This is a genomic window from Streptomyces sp. a15, from assembly GCF_059026085.1.
Genome location: NZ_JBWLKM010000001.1, coordinates 199,743 through 215,222 on the forward strand (window position 1 = coordinate 199,743; position 15,480 = coordinate 215,222).

The 15,480-nt window shown below is 70.8% G+C and carries 14 protein-coding genes; 5 read left to right on the forward strand and 9 right to left on the reverse strand.

The genetic code is table 11. The features are described 5' to 3' along the window. Positions 1 to 16: 16 nt before the first annotated feature. From AC5P09_RS00920 to AC5P09_RS00945, 6 genes are all read right to left on the reverse strand, one after another. Complete coding sequence (locus AC5P09_RS00920; protein WP_493871945.1) at positions 17 to 2,641, reverse strand: SpoIIE family protein phosphatase; 2,625 nt, start codon at positions 2,639 to 2,641, stop codon at positions 17 to 19. 252 nt (positions 2,642 to 2,893) lie between these two features. After that, positions 2,894 to 3,355 carry an ATP-binding protein gene (locus AC5P09_RS00925; protein ID WP_493871946.1) on the reverse strand — a complete coding sequence of 154 codons (462 nt, stop codon included), beginning with the start codon at positions 3,353 to 3,355 and terminating at the stop codon, positions 2,894 to 2,896. A 168-nt stretch (positions 3,356 to 3,523) separates the two neighbouring features. Further along, positions 3,524 to 3,934 carry a (deoxy)nucleoside triphosphate pyrophosphohydrolase gene (locus tag AC5P09_RS00930; RefSeq protein WP_493871947.1) on the reverse strand — a complete coding sequence of 137 codons (411 nt, stop codon included), beginning with the start codon at positions 3,932 to 3,934 and terminating at the stop codon, positions 3,524 to 3,526. 54 nt (positions 3,935 to 3,988) lie between these two features. Further along, the gene (locus tag AC5P09_RS00935) at positions 3,989 to 4,180 is read right to left on the reverse strand and encodes an SPOR domain-containing protein (protein WP_053749454.1); all 192 of its coding nucleotides are present in this window, start codon (positions 4,178 to 4,180) and stop codon (positions 3,989 to 3,991) included. Between the two features lie 383 nt (positions 4,181 to 4,563). Further along, positions 4,564 to 5,316, reverse strand: a complete 753-nt coding sequence (locus AC5P09_RS00940) for a GntR family transcriptional regulator (RefSeq protein WP_329337453.1) — start codon at positions 5,314 to 5,316, stop codon at positions 4,564 to 4,566. A 147-nt stretch (positions 5,317 to 5,463) separates the two neighbouring features. Continuing rightward, complete coding sequence (locus AC5P09_RS00945; RefSeq protein WP_493871948.1) at positions 5,464 to 6,690, reverse strand: DUF4190 domain-containing protein; 1,227 nt, start codon at positions 6,688 to 6,690, stop codon at positions 5,464 to 5,466. 113 nt (positions 6,691 to 6,803) lie between these two features. Between AC5P09_RS00945 and AC5P09_RS00950 the strand changes: the two genes are divergently transcribed. Then, a complete protein-coding gene (locus tag AC5P09_RS00950) occupies positions 6,804 to 7,997 on the forward strand; it encodes a serpin family protein (protein WP_493871949.1) in 1,194 nt (397 codons plus the stop codon). Positions 7,998 to 8,022: 25 nt separating this feature from the next. Here AC5P09_RS00950 and AC5P09_RS00955 read toward each other — a convergent pair whose 3' ends face one another. After that, entirely contained in the window at positions 8,023 to 9,597 is a 1,575-nt protein-coding gene (locus AC5P09_RS00955) for a S8 family peptidase (protein ID WP_493871950.1), read from the reverse strand. Positions 9,598 to 9,884: 287 nt separating this feature from the next. Between AC5P09_RS00955 and AC5P09_RS00960 the strand changes: the two genes are divergently transcribed. The 3 genes from AC5P09_RS00960 (at position 9,885) to AC5P09_RS00970 (ending at position 12,493) form a co-directional block, all read left to right on the forward strand. After that, on the forward strand, positions 9,885 to 10,850 hold the full coding sequence (locus AC5P09_RS00960) for a hypothetical protein (RefSeq protein WP_493871951.1): 966 nt from the start codon (positions 9,885 to 9,887) through the stop codon (positions 10,848 to 10,850). 5 nt (positions 10,851 to 10,855) lie between these two features. After that, complete coding sequence (locus AC5P09_RS00965; protein ID WP_493871952.1) at positions 10,856 to 11,824, forward strand: squalene/phytoene synthase family protein; 969 nt, start codon at positions 10,856 to 10,858, stop codon at positions 11,822 to 11,824. A gap of 87 nt (positions 11,825 to 11,911) precedes the next feature. Then, positions 11,912 to 12,493, forward strand: coding sequence for a Uma2 family endonuclease (locus tag AC5P09_RS00970; RefSeq protein WP_493871953.1), 582 nt, complete (start codon positions 11,912 to 11,914; stop codon positions 12,491 to 12,493). A gap of 71 nt (positions 12,494 to 12,564) precedes the next feature. Here the strand turns inward: AC5P09_RS00970 and ychF are convergent, their stop codons facing one another. Continuing rightward, a complete protein-coding gene (gene ychF, locus AC5P09_RS00975; RefSeq protein WP_493871954.1) occupies positions 12,565 to 13,653 on the reverse strand; it encodes a redox-regulated ATPase YchF in 1,089 nt (362 codons plus the stop codon). Positions 13,654 to 14,050: 397 nt separating this feature from the next. Here ychF and AC5P09_RS00980 point away from each other — a divergent pair, with 397 nt between their 5' ends. Then, the gene (locus tag AC5P09_RS00980; RefSeq protein ID WP_493871955.1) at positions 14,051 to 14,647 is read left to right on the forward strand and encodes a DUF6542 domain-containing protein; all 597 of its coding nucleotides are present in this window, start codon (positions 14,051 to 14,053) and stop codon (positions 14,645 to 14,647) included. Positions 14,648 to 14,674: 27 nt separating this feature from the next. Here the strand turns inward: AC5P09_RS00980 and ppgK are convergent, their stop codons facing one another. Beyond that, the gene (gene ppgK, locus AC5P09_RS00985; RefSeq protein WP_329337534.1) at positions 14,675 to 15,421 is read right to left on the reverse strand and encodes a polyphosphate--glucose phosphotransferase; all 747 of its coding nucleotides are present in this window, start codon (positions 15,419 to 15,421) and stop codon (positions 14,675 to 14,677) included. Between the last annotated feature and the right edge of the window lie 59 nt (positions 15,422 to 15,480).

Genomic DNA, 15,480 nt, shown 5'->3' on the forward strand with positions numbered 1-15,480 from the left:
CAGACACGCAGCCCTCTCAGAACAGGCTCAGCAACGCCTCCGCCGGGTCCGCCAGCCCGTTCTCCCCGTCCGGCAGCGGCAGTTCGAACCACACCGTCTTGCCGCGCGGCGTCCGGCGGGAGCCCCAGGCCGCGCTGAGGAGGCCGACCAGCTGCAGTCCGCGTCCGCCCTCGTCCGTGTCGCGGGCGCGGCGGCGGCGCGGCTGGACCAGGCCGGAGTCCCAGACCTCGCAGACCAGCGTGCGGTCGAGGAGCAGCCGCAACCTGATCTCGCCCTCGCCGTACCGCAGGGCGTTCGTCACCAGCTCGCTGACCAGCAGTTCCGTCGTGTCGACCAGGGGTTCCAGGTCCCAGCTGAGCAGCTGGCCGCGGGCGTACTCGCGGGCCTTGCCCACGCTGCGCGGCTCGCGCGGCAGCGTCCAGTCGCCGACCGAGTCGGCGGGCAGGCCCTGGACGCGGGCCATGAGCAGGGCGATGTCGTCCTCGCCGTGGTGGGTGTCGAGGGTGTTGAGGACGTGGTCGCAGACGTCCTCCAGGGGAGCCGAGGGGTCCGTGAGGGCTCCGACGAAGGCCTGGAGGCCCTCGTCCAGCGGGTGGTCGCGCGATTCGACCAGTCCATCCGTGTAGAGCGCCAGCAGAGCGCCCTCGGGGAGTTCGACCTCGACCTCCTCGAAGGGTTCGCCCCCCACGCCGAGCGGCATGCCCGGCGGCACGTCCAACATCAGCGCCGCCTCGCCGGGTTCGACCAGGACCGGGGGCAGGTGGCCCGCGTTCGCGAAGGTGCACCTGCGGGTCACCGAGTCGTACACCGCGTACACGCAGGTCGCCAGGTACACCTCGGAGAGGTCCGCCTCGCGGGGGCGACGGGCGGCGCGGGTGGCCTGCTGGACGCCTCCCGGTGCCCCGAGTCCGCGCGCGATCTCGTCCAACGCGGAGAGGACTTCGGCCGGTTCGAGGTCCAGCAGGGCCAGTGTGCGTACGGCCGAACGGAGTTCGCCCATCGCGACCGCGGCCCGCAGGCCCCGGCCCATCACGTCCCCGACCACCAACGCCGTGCGGTGCCCGGGCAGTTCGATCACGTCGAACCAGTCACCGCCGACCTCGCTGGGCCGGTCGGAGGAGGAGTTGCCGGGCAGGTAGCGGCAGGCGATGTCCAGGCCGGAGGCGACCGGGTCGCCGGGGGGCAGCAGGGACCGTTGCAGCATCAACGCCCGCTCGTGCTCGCGCCGGTAGAGGCGGGCGTTGTCGATGCAGACGGCGGCGCGGGCCGCCAGCTCCACCGCCAGGTCCCGGTCCCGGTCGCCGAACGGCTCGCTGCCCTTCGTGCGGGCGAACTGCACGAGTCCTACGACCGTGTCGTGGGCGACCATCGGCACGGCGAGCGTGGACTGGACGAGGCCGCCTTCCTCGGCCGGGATGCGCTGCGGCCGTGCGGTGCGCAGGGCGTCCGCGCACAGCGAGTTGAAGGGGTAGTGGTGGACCGCGCCGACCGCGACCGGATCGCCCGAGCCCGCGAAGGGCGCGTCGGAGACGGCGCTGGCGAAGGCGACGCGACGCAGTTCCGCGCTGCCGTCGGCGAGACCGGGCGGCGTCTCGTCGCCGGCCAGCAGGCCCTGGTAGAGGTCGACCGTGGCCAGGTCGCAGAAGCCGGGGACGACGACGTCGAGGAGTTCGCGCGCCGTGGTCTCCAGGTCGAGGGAGTTGCCGATGCGGGCGCCGGCCTCGTTCAGAAGGGCGAGATTGCGCCGGGCGGCGGCGGCCTCGCGGGCGGCGGCGCGGCGGGCGGTGATGTCGAGTCCGAGCCACGCGATGCCGATGGGGCGGCCGGAGCCGCTGTGCACGCGATAGAGGTTGACGGACCAGTGGCGGCGCTCGTCGGAGCCCGGTACCAAGCCCGTGACGTGCATGTCCGTGATGGAGTTGCCGGTGTCCAGCACCCGGCGCAGGGTCGCGGCGACCCGCTCGGCCTCGGGGCGCTGCAGATAGTCGTACACACCCTTGCCGCGGTGGTCGTCGGGGGTGCCGCCGAAGGTGTTGGCGAACTGCTGGTTGGCGCGGCGCACCCGCAGATCGGGGTCGATCAGCAGGAAGCCGAACGGAGATTGACCGAAAATCGCCTGCGAGGCGGCGAGGTCGGTCTCGATGCTGCGCAGGGTGCGGACATCGACGACGATGCAGACGGCGGCCTTCTCGCCGTCCTCGGTCCGCGTCGGCATGACGTACACCTCGGCGAGACCCTGCAGGCCGTGCTCCCCGGATGCCGTGTCCGGCATCCGGAAGGGGACCACTCCGGTCCACTCCCGCCCGTCGAGGATCTCGGCCATCTTCCGCTGGCCCCGCTCCTGGAGGTCGGGGTCGATGAACGCCTCGATGGGGTCCATGCCGACGGCCCGCTCGACGGCGATACCGAAGAGCTGCTCGGCCCGCAGGCTCCACTGGTCGACCAGCCCGTCGGGGCCGATGGAGAAGGACGCGACCTTGATGTAGTCGTAGATCGAGCCGGGCGGACTGCTCTGCCACATGGCGTCCCCGGGCGGCACGTCTTCCGGACGGATCACGGCCTCGGCACCACCCGCCGCCTCCGTCCTCGCGCCGTCCGACGGGTCTTCCGACTCCGTGGCCTTCGCTGGTATCTCGCTCACGCGAACCGTCCCCTCCAGCTCACCGCGTCCGGCACCGGTCACCGGGGGCGGCTGCCCGCAGTATCCAGCACTACGGCGCCGCACAACACGGTGTTCACGATCACAGCACGGTCCCGATGGTTTTCGGTCCGGACCGTGACAACACCTACAGTCTTCTAACCAGCGGACACGTCCTCGAATCCCGCCTGTCGACAACCGCCACTGGCCTGAACCAGTTGCTCGACAGAGCGCGAGCGGTCGTACACCGTCGGATCATCCCGGAACGGCGAGTTCGAACCACACCGTCTTGCCCGCCTCGCCGGGGCGGCTGCCCCAGCGGCGTGAGGAGTGGGCGACGAGTTGCAGGCCCCGGCCGCTCTCGTCCTCGGGCCGGGCGACGCGCTCGCGGGGCGGGTCGGGGAGGGGGTCGGAGACCTCGACGAGCAGGACGCCACCCAGGTCCGCGGGGCGCACCAGCCGTACTCCGATGGGGCCGGTGGCGTGTCGCAGGGAGTTGGTCACCAGCTCGCTGACGAGCAGCGCCGCGAGGTCGGCGAGGCTGTCGAGACCCCAGTCGCGCAACTGCCCCCGGACGACGGCACGGGCGCTGCGGACGGCACCCGGGTCCGCGGGAAACGTCCACTCGACGCAGTCGCGTTCGGTGTCGATCACGCCGATCACATCCCGAGCCGGCCAGCTCACCCATGTCCGCTTTCGTGGGGTTAATGGGCACATACCCGATATCGGGCGGGCAGTACCGCCCCCGACGGCGCACTGTGGCACGAACGGCGTACGGGCGATCAGCGCACGCCGGTGATGGACGACGCGCGTGAGACGGTGCGCCCCCGTGACGGACGACCTGCGGGAACCCGTACACCCCTGGACTTGCCAGCCGTACGGCGATCAGCGCGGCCCGGCCTCCAGCCGCGTCGCCGCCTCACGGACCGCCGGCACGTCCTGATCCAGCCAGTGCACGTCCCAGATCTCGCCCGGGGCGAGCCAGCGGAGCTCGTCATGGTCCTGGAGGGGCTTGGGGTCGCCGGAACCGGAATGGATGCGGGCCGTCCACACCTGGAGGACGTACGGCGGCTTCAGGGGCCACTCGCCCGGGATGCGCTCGACGGGCTCGGTCTCGACGCCGAGTTCCTCGCGCAACTCCCGCACGAGCGCCGCCTCGGGCGTCTCGCCCGCCTCGACCTTGCCGCCGGGCAGTTCCCAGCGCCCGGCGAGTTCGGGGGGCGCACTGCGACGCGCGGCGAGGAGGCGGCCGCCGTCGAGCAGGGCGGCCCCCACCACCACGATCCGTTCCGTCATGCGCCGGAGCCTACGGGAGCGCGGGGGCCAGAAGGGCCAGAAGAGTCGGAGGGCTCAGTCGGCCGAGCTGCTGCCGTTCTGCCCGATCCGCTCCACCCAGTAGAGCTGCTTGTGGCCGCGGGAATCGAGACTGTCGGCGATCTTCTGGGCCTCGGCGCGGGTCGCGTACCTGCCCACTCGGTAGCGATTGCCGTTGTCGTCCTGCCGTATGACGAGCCAGGGAAGAGTGATCGTGCCGTCGTTCATCGCGCCCCACTGCTCCTTCCCGCCCCGGCCCGCCCGCTTCCCACCCACAGCCTGCGCCGAGCCCCACCCGCTAAGGAAACCGCAATCCGCATATGCCCGAGCCTACGCCCTACCTTTACGCAGCGAACACGCCTTTTCACAAAGAGGTACGCAACCAGCCAAGACAGACCGGCGCACCGGGGGGCGCACACTATCGAACGCGCCCCCTGTACGCATCGATGCATCCGGTCAGCGACATGCCCCGCACATCTGCGCCGACCTGCAAAAACGGCCGAATTCGAACGCCGTACGAACAGGCGTCGGTTGGGCGATCGCCGGGGGCAACTGCCAGGAGGGCGTGCGCCACTTCACACGGGGCACACCCAAGTCGGCCGGGAGGCGCGCTACTTCACCGGAAGGTGGTACGCGACCCGGTAGCGGTCCGCCGGGATCACCACGTCGGCCGTCTCCACCGGGCGGCCCGAGGCGTAGTACGTGCGCTGGACGACGAGGACCACATGACCGGGGACACCGCCGAGCGCGTGGAGTTCCTCGGCGAGGCCGGGGCGGGCGCCGACCTCCTCGGTGACGTTGTCCACGACCACGTCGATGGCGGCCATCCGCTCGACGACGCCCATGCCGCCGAGCGGGCCCTCCTCGGGCAGCATCACGGGCGTACGGCCGGTGACGGCGAGGGGCTCCCAGGAGGTGGAGAGCATCATCGCCTCGCCGGCCTCCCGGAAGACGTACTTCGTGCACATCACGCGGTCGCCGGGCCGGATGTCGAGCCGCTCGGCGACGGCACCGCTCGCCTCGGCCTGTTCGCTGCTCGACTCCCAGGTGCCGCGCACCTCGCCGTCGGCCTGCTCCTGCCGGAAGGGTGTGGCCCCGCCTGCCGGGCGGTAGCCGGAGCGGGCGATGGGCCGGGGCACGGGCCGCTCGCGCACATACGTGCCCGAGCCGGAGCGGCCCTCGACCAGCCCCTCGGCCATCAGCACCTTGCGGGCCTCGAGCGCGACCGTGTCCGAGACGCCGTACTCCTCGCGGATCCTGGCCTGGGACGGGAGGCGGGTGTGCGGTGGCAGCGAACCATTGACGATCTTCTTGCGGAGATCACCCGCGACACGCAGGTACGCCGGCTGCTCACCGAATGTCACTGGCCGCTCCCATCAGGTTGTACAGACAGCAACAGCGTGGCAACCGTAGGTTGGGCCATGCAAGCAAAGGCCAGAGAATCACTCGATGTGATGACATGTGTGGGGGCGGGGCTTTACGCAGGCACTTTCTCCCCGCTATGGCGGCCGTCACACCTCCAGGTCGTCGCCCGATCCCCCGGTGTCCCCGCCGGTGCCGCCCTCGTCCTGGGCCGGTGGGGTGGTGGCCAGCCCCAGAGCCTCGCGTGCGGTGACCGACAGGTCGGAGTCCTCCAGTTCCAGGGCCTCGCCGTAGTGCAGGTAGAAGGCGTCCACGTCGGTGGCCACGGCCGCCTTCGCCCACGGCAGCACCAGGGCCTCCGCCTCCTTGGCGACGGCCTCGACGGGCTTCTGGGCATCGGCCGGCCACGTGTGGCCGCGCAGCAGCCGGGCCTCGTCGTCGAGCGCGGCCGCCACCTGCGCGGCCCACTCCTTGTTGGCCTTCAGATCGTCCTCAGGCAGGACCTCGGGCACCGACTCCATGGCGGCCTGTGCGCCGTTGACCGCCTTCAGGTAGGCGAGTTGGTCCGCGTCGAGCGTCGTCTCGTCGTTGCGCAGCGAGCCGCCCTCCATGGCCACGTCACTGTCCGTGTTGCCGAACGCGCAGGTGATCTCGCGGTCGCCCAGATCCCAGCTCTCCGCGGACGGCACGACGTAGTAGACGTCCACGTCGTCCGGGACGGCCCAGGCGTCCATGGCGTAGGCGGACCGGAGCGCGTAGCACTTGTCCTCGGCGGTGGCGGTGACCGACGCGTCGCCGGGGAAGTCACCGCTCGGCAGCACGACGACCGCGAACACCTCGCCGTCGTGCGCGCCCGCGCAGGACACCTCGTCGAGGTCGTACGTCGAGCCCTCCAGGCCGGTCGGCGAGTCGAAGCACTCGCCCTTGGCCGGCGAGCTGCTGTTCGCCGCGTCCTTGAACCCGTCCCACATCTGCGACACCCCGTTCGTGGCGAGCGCCAGCACCCACAGGGCCAGCCCGAGGGACGACAGCACGGACCCGACGACGGCCATGGCCTTCCCGCGCTCGCCCCGCTTCTTGATCTGCCGCAGCGCGATCAGACCGAGGACCAGCCCCACGGCCGGCAGACAGCACAGGACCCCGAGGACGAGGGCGGCGATGGCGAGCCCGTTGACGGGCGCCGGCTGGTTGTACGGGCTGTAGCCCTGGCCCCAGCCCTGGTAGGGCGCCTGGGGGTACGGACCGTAGGGAGCGCCGTACGGTCCCTGTGCGGACGGCGGAGGCGGCGGGTACTGGCCCTGCGGGTACTGGCCCTGCGGGTACGGCCCTTGGGGTTCCTGAGGCTGGTAGGGCCCAGAGGGCGGGGGTATGGACACGAGTACCGTGCTTCCTGGTTCGGGCGGCGGGGCCGGGACGAAGACCGTGACGAGGCCGTACAGAACTGACGTACGCCAGGCCGCATGGTAAGCGCGGGGCTGATGGGGGCGGAATGCCGGTCACGAATACGACGATCCGGGCGGCGAACGCACTGACCGCGAGGTGGGCGGGGTCGACGGAGGGCGGGACGGTGTTCTCGGCGCCGGGCGTCTGGCCGCTGCTGGCCTTTCTCGCGGACGGGGCGGCGGGAGCGGCGCGGGCGGAAATGGCGCAGGCGCTCGGGGTGCCGGCCGGTCAAGCGGCCGCCACGGCCCGGGAGTTGCTCGCCGCGATGGCGCACATCCGCGGTCTGGACACGGCCGTCGGGCTGTGGACCGAGCGCACGCTGGAGCCGCGGAAGGAGTGGGAGGCGGGACTGCCGGCGGGGACGCGCGGGGTGCTCACGGGAGATACGGCGGCCGACCAGGAGGCGCTGGACGCGTGGGCGGCCAAGCGGACGGACGGCATGGTCGAGCGCATGCCGGTCGCGCTGACGGACCGTACGAAGATGGTGCTGGCGAGCGCGCTGGCCCTGCGGACGGAGTGGCTGCGCCCCTTCCGGGACGGTCCGCTGATGCCGCGGACCGGGCCCTGGCAGGGCCGAGTGCTGCGGGGTCTGCGCCGGAGCAGCGCGCTGCTGGACCGGGTCGGCGTGGCGGACACGCCCCACGGTCATGTCACCGAGCTGAAGGTGCTGGGCGACACCGCCGTCGACGTCCACCTGCTGCTCGGCGAGGAGGGGATGACGCCCGGGCAGGTGCTCGGGGCGGGCGTGGACGTCCTGGCCCGCCGGTGTCCGGTCGTGCCGGGGCCTCGGCTCCCGTACGGGGAGGTGGGACCGGGTGTGCACGTGGTGAGGGAGCGCCGGGCGCGGCCGGCACCGCCGACGCTGGAGGTGCTGACCCCGGCCTTCCACCTGAACGCGCGGCACGATCTGCTGAAGCTGCCCCGGGTGTTCGGCCTCTCCACGGCGATGGACACCTCGACCGGCCACTTCCCAGGCATCAGCGCTCTCCCCCTGGCCATCGGCTCGGCCCGGCAGTGCGCGACGGCGACGTTCGGCGGACTGGGCTTCCGTGCCGCGGCGGTGACGGCCTTCGCCGCGCTCCCGGGCAGCGCTCCGCCCGTCCTTCGCTGGACCACGACCACCGTCCGGGCCGCCTTCGACCGCCCCTTCGGCTTCCTCGCCGTGCACCGCGCGTCGCGGCTCGTCCTCGCGGCGGGCTGGGTCACGGACCCGAGGCCCTTCCGCGAGGACGAGTACTGAAGACGAGTACTGAAGGGGTGAACCGTCAGAACTGCAACGCCCAGGCGTCGATCCGCCCGACGTCCTGCGCCGCGTTGTCGCCGACCCGCAGCCGCCACGTGCCGTTCGCGACCTCGGAGGAGGCGTTCACGGAGTACGTGGTGTTGATGTTGTCCGAACTGCCGCCGGCGCCGTACGCCTTGAGGGTGTACGCCGTGCCGTCGGGGGCGACCAGCTGGACCTGGAGGTCACCGATGTAGGTGTGGACGATGTGGACCTCGACGGCCAGGGCCGAGGGCGCGTTGCCGGTGACTCCGGAGACGGTCACCGGGGACTCGACGGTGGAGTTGTCGCTGATCGCGTAGTCCCCGGTGTTCTCGAAGCGGGGGCCGGGCGGGGTGGTCGTACCGCCGCCGACGTACAGGAGCCGGTTGGGTGAACCGGTGCCGGGGCTGGTGACGACGCCGGTGGTGGCGGCGGCCGTCAGCGCGGCGGAGACCTGGGCGGGGGTGGCGGCCGGGTTGTCGGCCAGATAGAGGGCGGCGGCTCCGGCGACGTGCGGGGTCGCCATGGACGTACCGGAGATGGTGTTGGTGGCCGAGTCGCTCGTGTTCCAGGCGGAGGTGATGGACGAGCCGGGCGCGAACAGGTCCAGGACCGAGCCGTAGTTGGAGTAACTGGCGCGGGCGTCGCCGGAGGTGGTGGCGCCGACGGTGATCGCCTCGGTGACGCGGGCGGGCGACCTGGTGGAGGCGTTGACGTTCTCGTTGCCGGCCGCGACGGCGAAGGTGACGCCGGAGGCGACGGCGTTGCGTACGGCCGTGTCGAGGGCGGTGTCCACGGTGCCGCCGAGGGACATGTTGGCGACGGCCGGCTTGACCGCGTTCCGGGCGACCCAGTCGATGCCGGCGACGACCTGGGCGGTCGTACCGGAACCGGAGTTGTTCAGCACCCGCACGCCGACGATCTTCGCCTTCTTGGCCACCCCGTAGGCGTTGCCGGCGACCGTGCCGGCGACGTGGGTGCCGTGGCCGTTGCCGTCCTGGGCGGTGTTGTCGTTGTCGATCGCGTCGTAGCCGTAGGAGGCGCGGCCGCCGAAGTCGCCGTGCGTGATGCGGACGCCGGTGTCGACGATGTACGCGGTCACGCCCTGCCCGGCGGAGTCCGGGTAGGTGTACGAGCTGTTCAGCGGCAGGTTGCGCTGGTCGATCCGGTCCAGGCCCCAGGAGGGCGGGCTGGGCTGGGTCGCCGCGATGTGGAAGGTGCGGTTCTGCACGACGGAGGCGACGGCCGGGTCCGCGGCCAGCTGCTTCGCCTCGGCCTCGGAGGCCTCGACCGCGTAGCCGTTCAGAGCCTTGGTGTACGTCCGCTCGATGTCGGCACCGTACTTCTCGGCCAGGGTCCGCCCCTCGGCGGTACCGGCACGCGCCTTGTCCGCCTTGAAGGTCACGATGTAGCTGTCGGCGACCGCGTTCGCGGCGCCCTCGTACTGGATACGGCCCTCGGAAGCGCCGGGAGCGGCACCTGCGGGGAGAGCGGAGACGAGGCCCGCGACGAGTACCGCGGTGGCCATGGCGCTGATCGTGGCCAGTCTTCGCCGGGTTTGACGCATCACTGCCATGTGAGGGGTCCTCCTCAATTGGTGGTGCGCTGGTGGGGATGGTGCGGTGGTGGGGATGGTGGTGCACGCGCAACAGAGCCCGACGCCGGGCGACAGGAACATGTCAATCCCCGTGCCGCACTTGTGCGTCAGCCGAAAGATTGGGGCTTGCGAAGGAATTGCACAAGGGCCCTGCACGAACGAAGCCGGCAACGCCCCACTGGTCGCTTGCCCCGGGCGGCCACAGGGGCGTGACATAACATCAACCTCCCCTTTCAGTTGGCCACTTACTCCCCAGGGCTGCTCGCATGCAAGACAGAAACACGGCGGACGCCGGCTCCGCGAATGACGACGCGTCCTCGTCATTCGCGGACGACGTGATCGAGAGTGTCCTTCCCGACGCGGCCGACACGGACCGGCGCCGGCGGAACCGGAAGGTCCTCATCAGCGTGGGCTGGGTGGTCGTCAGCTCGCTCGTGCTGTTCCTGCTGACGAAGAGCATCGACTGGCTGACCTCGGAGCACGACGCGAGGGTGACGAGCGAGGCCGACGACAAGGTCGACCGGGAGGGGCCCGCGTTCTCCGCCAGTGTCCGGCAGGACACCGAATACCCCGAGGCCTCGCTCTACAACGCCCCGTTCTCCGATCAGGAGAAGCGGCAGATCCTCGGCCCGCGCCCGGACCTGGGCCCGTTCGACAAGGCGCACGACGCCCGCAGCGTCTTCTACTCCGACGTCTGGAACGCCTCGACACGTTCGGAGTGGTGGGGCTACTCCGAAGCCTGGCTGGCGGACCTCATCAGCGACCGGCAGGCCGCCCTCGTGATCAACGGCATGCGGATGAAGGGCGTCCGGTGCACCCCGGCCAAGGCCAACACGGTGATCATCACCCACGGTGAGGGCGAGGGCAGCTACAGCGGAATGCTCTTCGACGTGACGCGCTCCACCAGCATCCCCCTGATCACCGGGAGCGACGAAGAGCACTACGGCGAGCCGTACTTCGCGCACAAGAAGATCGACCTCGGCAACGGCGCCACGCCTGGAGGCCTGCGCATCCAGGTCACGTCCGGGACCAAGGACTGCACCTGGAAGGCCTTCGAGGTCACCTACGTCGACTCGGACGGAACCCACACCCAGGACATCACGAACAACGGCAAGCACTTCGCGGTGCACGGCATCGCGGAACACCCCAAGCAGGTGTACGAGTTCACCGTCACCGGCATGGCGGAGTGCAGTCCGCTGGAGCGAGGGCGCTACGAATGCCCGGGATGGTGACGAAGATGATCACATGGAAGCGGAGCCTGACCGCGGCCGGTGTCCGGGAACCGGAGCTGCGCAGCGACTACGACGACGGGCGTCGGCTGGTGGCGCGGTTCCGCCGTAGTTCCTACCTGGCGGCCCGTCTGCTGCTGCCGCCGTCGGTGCTGCCGCACGTGGTGGCCGCGACGGCCGTGATGCACCACGGGGACAACCTGCTGGACACCGGCCCGAAGCCGCAGCGGATCGCCGCGTGGGCGTCCTGGGAGCGTCGGGTGCGCGAGGCGCTGGAAACGGGGATGGCCGACGACCCGCTGATCCGCACGTTGCTGCACACCGTCGCCGCGTATCCACGGCTTCGGGGGGTGGTGGAGGAGTACCTGTCCACCGCCGGCGCCGAGTTGGAGTTCACCGGCTTCGACTCCGAGGCCGACTACCAGGCCTACGTGGACGCCTACTCACTGCCCGCCTTCATGCTGGTTGCGGTACTGCTGGGCCCTGAGGACGATGACGGACGGTACCGGGCGATGTGCCGGACACTCATCGACGGCAGCCAGCGACTGGACTTCGTCAATGATCTCGCCGAGGACGTCACGGAAGGGCGGCCGGGCATCCCGGCTCAGACCCTGGCGCGTTTCTCGGTCACGCCGGCGGACCTCGCGGCGGGGCACGAGTCGCCGGGCCTGCGCCTGTTGGTGGAGCACGAGGTCGGCGCGGCCCGGGCCGCCCTGGAGGAAGCCCGCGAGGCGGCCCAAGAGCTTGCCACCCAGGTCCCGGCCTCCGGCCTGTCCCTGCTGAACGCATTCGTCGAGATCGAGCTGCTGACCGCCGACGCGGCACTGGCCCGCGGAGCGGCGCTCCTGCACGGCTCCGCGAGCCCTCCGCTGCTGAGCACGCTGCGGGTCCTGCGGAATGCTCGCCGGACCGTGAGCGGCCGCCGCACGTTCGCAGGCGAGCGCAGGAGATCCGAACCCCCGCGCAGCGCCGCGTAGGCCTCGGCCGGGACGAGCGCCGTGCAGGGTGGTCGTCCCGTCGACGATCTCGCGGCCCGGGTTGTCGCGACTCGCTACGGTAGTGCCATGACCGCCCTGCCCGACTGGATGCGCCCGCCGCGCGAGGAAGGCTGGTTCGCGGAGGACCTGGACCGCCTCCCCGAGGCGCCTCGCCACACCGAGCTGATCGACGGAGCTCTCGTCTTCATGATGTCGCCACAACGGTCCTGGCATGGCCGCCTCGTCACCGCCCTCACCACCACGCTCGCGGCTCAGGCACCGGCAGGCTTCGAGGCCGAGCGGGAGATGACGATCCGGCTCGACTCGCGCAACCGCCCCGAGCCGGATCTTCTCCTGACGACCGCCCCCTACGATCCCGACCGCACGTGGTTCGCCCCGGACGAAGTACGCCTCGTCATCGAGGTCGTCTCCCCCGAGTCCGCCCACCGGGACCGCACGGTCAAGCTCCGCAAGTACGCAGAGGCAGGCATCCCGCACTACTGGTGCATCGAGGACGAGGCAGGCGCCCCGGTCGTCCACGTCTACGAACTCGACGAGCCGACGCGCACCTACGCCCCCGCCGGCATCTTCCGGGGCTCGCTCCGCCGCCCGGTGCCCTTCGAGATCACTCTCGACCTGGAGAAGCTGACTCCGCCCCGAAACACCTGAAACAACTGAGGCAACTGAAAGGAGCCGGACTCACAGGAGTCCGGCCCCTTTTCTGGGCTGCGCGCCGCCTGTCACACGTTGAACCGGAACTCCACGACATCCCCGTCCTGCATGACGTAGTCCTTGCCCTCCATCCGTGCCTTGCCCTTCGCGCGGGCCTCCGCCACCGAACCGGTCTCCACCAGGTCGTGGAAGGAGATGACCTCCGCCTTGATGAAGCCCTTCTGGAAGTCGGTGTGGATGACTCCGGCGGCCTCGGGGGCGGTGGCGCCCTTCTTGATGGTCCAGGCGCGGGATTCCTTGGGGCCGGCCGTCAGGTAGGTCTGGAGGCCGAGGGTGTTGAAGCCGACGCGGGCGAGGGTGGTGAGGCCGGGCTCCTCGGTGCCGACGGACTGGAGGAGCTCCATGGCGTCCTCCTCGTCGAGCTCGGCGAGGTCCGCCTCCAGCTTGGCGTTGAGGAAGATCGCCTCGGCGGGGGCGACCAGGGCGCGCTGCTCGGCCTTGAAGTCGTCGTCGACCAGTTCGTCCTCGTCGACGTTGAAGACGTAGAGGAAGGGCTTGGTGGTGAGGAGGTGCAGGTCGTGCAGCAGCTCCTCGTTGCCGGAGCCCTGAACGATGCCCTGCGAGAAGAGGGTGTCGCCCCTCTCCAGGATTTCCTTCGCCTCCTCGACCGCCGCGACCTTCGGAGCGACGTCCTTCTTGATGCGCGACTCCTTCTGGAGACGCGGCAGGACCTTCTCGATCGTCTGGAGGTCCGCGAGGATCAGTTCGGTGTTGATCGTCTCGATGTCGTCCTTGGGCGAGACCTTGCCGTCCACGTGGACGACGTTCTCGTCCTTGAAGGCGCGGATGACCTGGCAGATCGCGTCGGACTCACGGATGTTCGCGAGGAACTTGTTGCCCAGGCCCTCGCCCTCGGAGGCGCCCTTCACGATGCCCGCGATGTCGACGAAGTCGACCGTCGCCGGGAGGATGCGCTGGGAGCCGAAGATCTCCGCCAGCTTGCCCAGACGGGTGTCGGGGACGCCGACCACACCGACGTTCGGCTCGATCGTGGCGAACGGGTAGTTGGCCGCCAGCACGTCGTTCTTGGTCAGGGCGTTGAACAGGGTCGACTTGCCGACATTCGGCAGTCCGACGATTCCGATCGTGAGCGACACGGTGCGACTTCCCGGAGTGAGAGGGCTGGCGTGAGGACCGGAGGCGTGCCCCCGGCGGCGGGCCCTGGGCCCTGTCGTCACATGCCCGTCGTCCGCCCGGAGGGCGGGCCCCGCGCCCGCCGCGGTAGCGGCTGATGTGGCTGTGGGAGCGTGGTCTCGGTGTGCCGGGCGCGGGCCCTCGTACTGGTGGTACGCGGGTCTGCGCCCGGTGCGGCGAGAGTGCGTGCAATGGCGCCGCGGGGCAGGCGGGAATGTGACGACAGGGCCCAGGGGGCCGATCCACCAGTCTACGGCGTGCCCGCCCCCGCCCCGGCGACGTATCGAACGCTTGGCCAAGGTCCGGTCGACGGCGTGTCTGAGGGCCGATTCGGCACATAAACCGACCTAAGTTGGTCCAGTGGAGCAACACAGGACACGAACCCCGCACGACGGAACGCGACGCGGTGTGCCGCCACCCCTGCCTCCGCAGGCGGCTCGGGGCGGCGGCGGGGCCGGCAGAACCGGTTCGTCGTCGGCGGCGCGGGCAGGCGGGGCGCCGCGGCGGCCGGTGGCGGCGGTACGGCCGACCGGGCCGCCGCCGATCGTCCGGGCCGTGCGGCGGATGCCCAACCCCCGGCTCACCGGGCTCGGCGGCGGGCTGTTCTGCGGGGCTCTGATGTTCGCGCTCGGTTGCCTCGACCAGCTGCTGTTCGGGGCGTCGCTCACGGTGTACGGCGTGCTGTTCCTGCCGGTGTGCGTCGTGACCGCCGTCTGGATCCGGCGGGGCGATCTGCTGACCGCGCCCATCGTCGTACCGATCGCCTTCGCCGTGGGGCTCCTCCCCGTGGCCGAGAGCGGGCAGGGCGTCAGCGGTCGCCTGATGGGCCTCTTCACCGCACTCGCCACCCAGGCCGGGTGGCTGTACGGGGGCACGCTGGTCGCCGGCTCGATCGCGACGGTGCGGAAGATTCGCCTGATGAACCGCCGGTCCACCAGAAACCGTCCGCCCGTCTGACCCGGCCCGGCCCGGCCTCGAAGAGGTCTAGCTTCCCTTCACCGCGTGCATCGCCGCCCCCACGATCCCCGCGTTGTTCTGCAGCTGCGCCGGGACGATCTCCGCCTTGATGTCCTCGATGTAGTGCAGGAACTTCTGTGACTTACGGCTGACGCCGCCGCCGATGATGAACAGTTCCGGCGAAAACAGCATCTCGACGTGGGCGAGGTACCTCTGGACGCGGTGGGCCCAGTGCTCCCACGTCAGTTCCTCGTCCTCCTTGGCCTTGCTGGAGGCGCGCTTCTCCGCGTCGTGGCCGTGCAGCTCCAGGTGACCGAGCTCGGTGTTGGGGACGAGGACGCCGTCGACGAAGAGGGCGCTGCCGATGCCGGTGCCGAAGGTGAGGAGGACGACGGTGCCCTTGCGGCCCTGGCCGGCGCCGAAGTTCATCTCCGCGACGCCCGCCGCGTCCGCGTCGTTGACCACCGTCACCGGCAGGCCGCCCAGGCGGCCGCTGAACAGCGCGCCCGCGTCCTTGTCGATCCAGCTCTTGTCGACGTTCGCCGCCGTACGGATCGTGGCGCCGCCGGTGACCACGCCCGGGAAGGTGAGCCCGACCGGCCCGGTCCAGCCGAAGTGGTCGACGACCTGCTTGACGCCGTCGGCCACTCCTTCCGGGGTCGCCGGGTGCGGAGTCAGCACCTTGTAACGCTCATCCGCCAGGTCGCCCCTGTCCAGGTCCACAGGGGCGCCCTTGATCCCGGATCCACCGATGTCCACGCCGAAGATCTGCATGGCCCTACGTTACGACGGACGACTGACAGTCACTCCGCCGAGGTGCGTTCACACCGCGG

Coding starts and splice junctions, on each gene's coding strand:
- AC5P09_RS00955 (WP_493871950.1), bottom strand. CDS start 9,597: ATGGCAGTGATGCGTCAAACCCGGCGAAGACTGGCCACGATCAGCGCC.
- AC5P09_RS00925 (WP_493871946.1), bottom strand. CDS start 3,355: ATGTGCCCATTAACCCCACGAAAGCGGACATGGGTGAGCTGGCCGGCT.
- ppgK (WP_329337534.1), bottom strand. CDS start 15,421: ATGCAGATCTTCGGCGTGGACATCGGTGGATCCGGGATCAAGGGCGCC.
- AC5P09_RS00960 (WP_493871951.1), top strand. CDS start 9,885: ATGCAAGACAGAAACACGGCGGACGCCGGCTCCGCGAATGACGACGCG.
- AC5P09_RS00935 (WP_053749454.1), bottom strand. CDS start 4,180: ATGAACGACGGCACGATCACTCTTCCCTGGCTCGTCATACGGCAGGAC.
- AC5P09_RS00970 (WP_493871953.1), top strand. CDS start 11,912: ATGACCGCCCTGCCCGACTGGATGCGCCCGCCGCGCGAGGAAGGCTGG.
- AC5P09_RS00950 (WP_493871949.1), top strand. CDS start 6,804: ATGCCGGTCACGAATACGACGATCCGGGCGGCGAACGCACTGACCGCG.
- AC5P09_RS00930 (WP_493871947.1), bottom strand. CDS start 3,934: ATGACGGAACGGATCGTGGTGGTGGGGGCCGCCCTGCTCGACGGCGGC.
- AC5P09_RS00965 (WP_493871952.1), top strand. CDS start 10,856: ATGATCACATGGAAGCGGAGCCTGACCGCGGCCGGTGTCCGGGAACCG.